This is a genomic window from Streptomyces phytophilus (assembly GCF_013870535.1).
Taxonomy (GTDB): domain Bacteria; phylum Actinomycetota; class Actinomycetes; order Streptomycetales; family Streptomycetaceae; genus Streptomyces; species Streptomyces phytophilus.
The window spans coordinates 1-3,785 of sequence record NZ_JACBXC010000573.1 but is presented as its reverse complement, the minus strand read 5'-3'; the positions used below and the strand labels follow the sequence as shown (position 1 = coordinate 3,785).

At 72.0% G+C, this 3,785-nt stretch carries 2 protein-coding genes; one reads left to right on the top strand and one right to left on the bottom strand.

The window, feature by feature from the left end:
* A partial coding sequence (locus tag H5J30_RS21515; protein WP_181789028.1) for a DNA gyrase/topoisomerase IV subunit A occupies positions 1-2,323 on the bottom strand: 2,323 nt, incomplete at its 3' end.
* A gap of 177 nt (positions 2,324-2,500) precedes the next feature.
* Between H5J30_RS21515 and H5J30_RS21510 the strand changes: the two genes are divergently transcribed.
* The coding region (locus H5J30_RS21510; RefSeq protein WP_181789027.1) for a M16 family metallopeptidase at positions 2,501-3,785 on the top strand (1,285 nt) is incomplete at its 3' end.

The window sequence follows — 3,785 nt, the reverse complement described above, 5'->3', positions numbered from 1 at the left end:
CCCAGGCGAACGTCAGGCAGTCCTCGCCCTTCAGGAACCGCTGGCAGCGCACGCCGCCCGTCGCCCGGCCCTTCCGCGGGTACTGGTCGAACGGCGTCAGCTTCGCCGTCTGCACCCACGCACCGTCCAGTGCTCCGGTGGAGCCCGCGACCGTCAGCACCGCCGCCTCCGCGGCGGGGTCGACCACGTGGAACGCGACGACCTTCGCCCCCGACGCCAGCTTCACGCCCGCCATGCCGCCCGCCGGCCGGCCCTGCGGCCGCACCTGCCCCGCGGGATAGCGCAGCAACTGCGCGTCGCTGGTGACGAACACGAGGTCCTCCTCGCCGGTACGCAGCTCCGCCGCGCCGACGATCCGGTCGCCGTCCTTGAGCGTGACGACCTCCAACTCCTCCTTGTTCGACGGGTAGTCCGGCACCACCCGCTTGACCACGCCCTGCTCGGTGCCGAGCGCCAGGCCGGGGGAGGACTCGTCGAGCGTGGTGAGGCAGACGACCGTCTCGCCGTCCGCCAGCGTCAGGAACTCCGACACCGCCGCGCCCCCGGCCAGGCTGGGCCGGGCCGCGGTCTCCGGCAGCACCGGCAGGTCGATCACCGACACCCGCAGCAGCCGGCCCTCCGAGGTCACCGCCCCGATGTGCGCCCGCGACGTCGTCGGCACGGCGGAGACGATCACGTCGTGCTTGACGCGCTTCGCGGGCGCCGGCTCGCCGAAGGGGTCGCCGTTGGCGGTACGGGCCAGCAGCCCCGTGGACGACATCAGCACCCGGCACGGGTCGTCGGACATCTCCAGCGGCACCGCCGCGGCCGGCGCCCCGCCGGCCTCCAGCAGCACCGTGCGGCGCTCGCTGCCGTACTTCTTCGCCACCGCCGACAGCTCCCCGGACACCAGCTTGCGCAGCTCCGCGTCCGACTCCAGGATCCGCGTCAGCTCGGCGATCTCCGCCGTCAGCCGGTCCCGCTCGGACTCCAGCTCCAGCCGGTCGAACTTCGTCAGCCGGCGCAGCGGCGTGTCCAGGATGTACTGCGTCTGGATCTCGGAGAGCGAGAAGTGGCCGATCAGCCGCTCCTTGGCCTGCGCGGCGTTCTCGCTGGCCCGGATGATGCGGATGACCTCGTCGATGTCGAGCAGCGCGACGAGCAGGCCCTCCACCAGGTGCAGCCGGTCGCGGCGCTTGGTGCGGCGGAACTCGCTGCGGCGCCGCACCACCGTGAAGCGGTGGTCGAGGAAGACCTCCAGCAGCTCCTTCAGACCCAGCGTGAGCGGCTGGCCGTCGACGAGCGCGACGTTGTTGATGCCGAAGGTCTCCTCCATCGGCGTCAGCTTGTACAACTGCTCCAGCACGGCCTCGGGGTGGAAGCCGTTCTTGATCTCGAAGACCAGCCGCAGGCCGTGCGCGCGGTCGGTGAGGTCCTTCAGGTCGGCGATGCCCTGCAGCCGCTTCGCCCCGATGAGGTCCTTGACCTTGGCGCGGACCTTCTCCGGGCCGACGGTGAAGGGCAGCTCGGTGACGACGATGCCCTTGCGGCGCGCCGAGACCTGCTCCACCGTCGCGGTGGCGCGGATCTTGAAGCTGCCGCGGCCCGTCTCGTACGCGTCCCGGATGCCGTCGAGGCCGACGACCCGGCCGCCGGTGGGCAGATCGGGACCCGGCACGTACCGCATCAGGGTCTCCAGGTCGGCGCCCGGGTGCCGGATCAGGTGCCGCGCGGCGGCGACGACCTCACCGAGGTTGTGCGGCGGCATGTTGGTCGCCATGCCGACCGCGATCCCCGAGGCGCCGTTCACCAGCAGGTTGGGGAAGGCGGACGGCAGGGCGACGGGCTCCTGCTCGCTGCCGTCGTAGTTGGGGGCGAAGTCGACGGTGTCCTCGTCGATCGACTCCACCATGAGCGTGGCGGCGGGCGCGGGGCGGCACTCCGTGTACCGCATGGCCGCGGGCGGGTCGTCGTTGCCGAGGGAGCCGAAGTTGCCGTGGCCGTCGACCAGCGGCAGCCGCATCGAGAACGGCTGCGCCATGCGCACCAGCGCGTCGTAGATGGCGGAGTCGCCGTGCGGGTGCAGCCGGCCCATCACCTCGCCGACGACGCGCGCGCACTTCACGTACGACCGCTCGGGGCGCAGGCCCATCTCGTTCATCTGGTGCAGGATGCGGCGGTGGACGGGCTTCAGGCCGTCGCGGGCGTCGGGGAGCGCGCGGGAGTAGATGACCGAGTACGCGTATTCAAGGAAGGAGCCCTGCATCTCGTCCACGACGTCGACGTCGAGGATCCGCTCTTCGAACTCCTCTGGCGGCGGGGCACTGCTTCTGCGGCGGGCCATCTCGGCTGCTGCTCCTCATCGGCTCGTTCACGGGCGGTCGGCGTGCGCCCCCATTGTGGACCCACGCGCCGACAACGCCGACCACGACCCGGCGCACGGCCCCCGGCATACAGTGGGGGCGCGACACCGGACGTCCGGTGTCCCGCGTACAGCAGCGATCGAAGGGACTCCATGCCCATGGGTCAGACGGCCACCCCGCAGGCCAACTCAGGCGGACTGACACTGGAAGAACACCGCTTGGACAACGGGCTGCGGGTCGTCCTCTCCGAGGACCATCTCACGCCCGTCGCCTCGGTGTGCATCTGGTACGACGTGGGCTCGCGCCACGAGGTGGCCGGCCGCACCGGCCTCGCCCACCTCTTCGAGCACCTCATGTTCCAGGGCTCGGCGCAGGTCTCCGGCAACGGCCACTTCGAGCTGGTGCAGTCCGCCGGCGGCTCGCTCAACGGCACCACGAGCTTCGAGCGCACCAACTACTTCGAGACCATGCCGGCCCACCAGCTCGAACTGGCGCTGTGGCTGGAGGCCGACCGGATGGGCTCGCTGCTCACCGCGCTCACCGAGGAGAGCCTGGACAACCAGCGCGACGTGGTGAAGAACGAGCGCCGGCAGCGGTACGACAACGTCCCGTACGGCACGGCGTTCGAGAAGCTCGCCGCGATGACGTACCCCGACGGGCACCCGTACCACCACACGCCGATCGGCTCGATGGCCGACCTGGACGCCACCTCGCTCGCGGACTGCCAGGAGTTCTTCCGCACGTACTACTCGCCGAGCAACGCGGTGCTCTCCGTCGTCGGCGACATCGACCCCGCGCAGACGCTCGCCTGGGTCCAGCGGTACTTCGGCTCCATCCCCGCGCACGAGGGCAAGCAGCCCCCGCGCGACGGCTCGCTGCCCGACACCCTCGGCGGCGCGCAGCGCGTGCCGCTCGCCGAAGAGGTGCCGTCGCGGGCGCTGATGGCCTCGTACCGGCTGCCGGAGGACGGCACCCGCGAGGCCGACGCCGCGGACCTGGCCCTGACCGTGCTCGGCGGCGGCGAGTCCTCCCGGCTCTACAACCGCCTGGTGCGCCGCGACCGGCGCGCCGTGGCGGCCGGGTTCGGGATGCTGCGGCTCGCCGGCGCGCCGTCGCTCGGCTGGCTGGACGTCAAGGCGTCCGGCGGCGTCGAGGTGCCCGCCATCGAGAACGCGGTCGACGAGGAGCTGGCCCGCTTCGCCGAACAGGGGCCGACGCCCGAGGAGATGGAGCGCGCGCAGGCGCAGCTGGAGCGCGAGTGGCTGGACCGGCTGGCGACCGTCGGCGGCCGGGCGGACGAGTTCTGCCGCTACGCGGTCCTCTTCGGCGACCCCAAGCTCGCGCTCGGCGCGGTCGAGCGGATCCTCGGCGTGAGTGCCGAGGAGGTGCAGGCCGTCGCCAAGGCGCGGCTGATCCCGGAGAACCGGGCCGCCCTCGTGTACG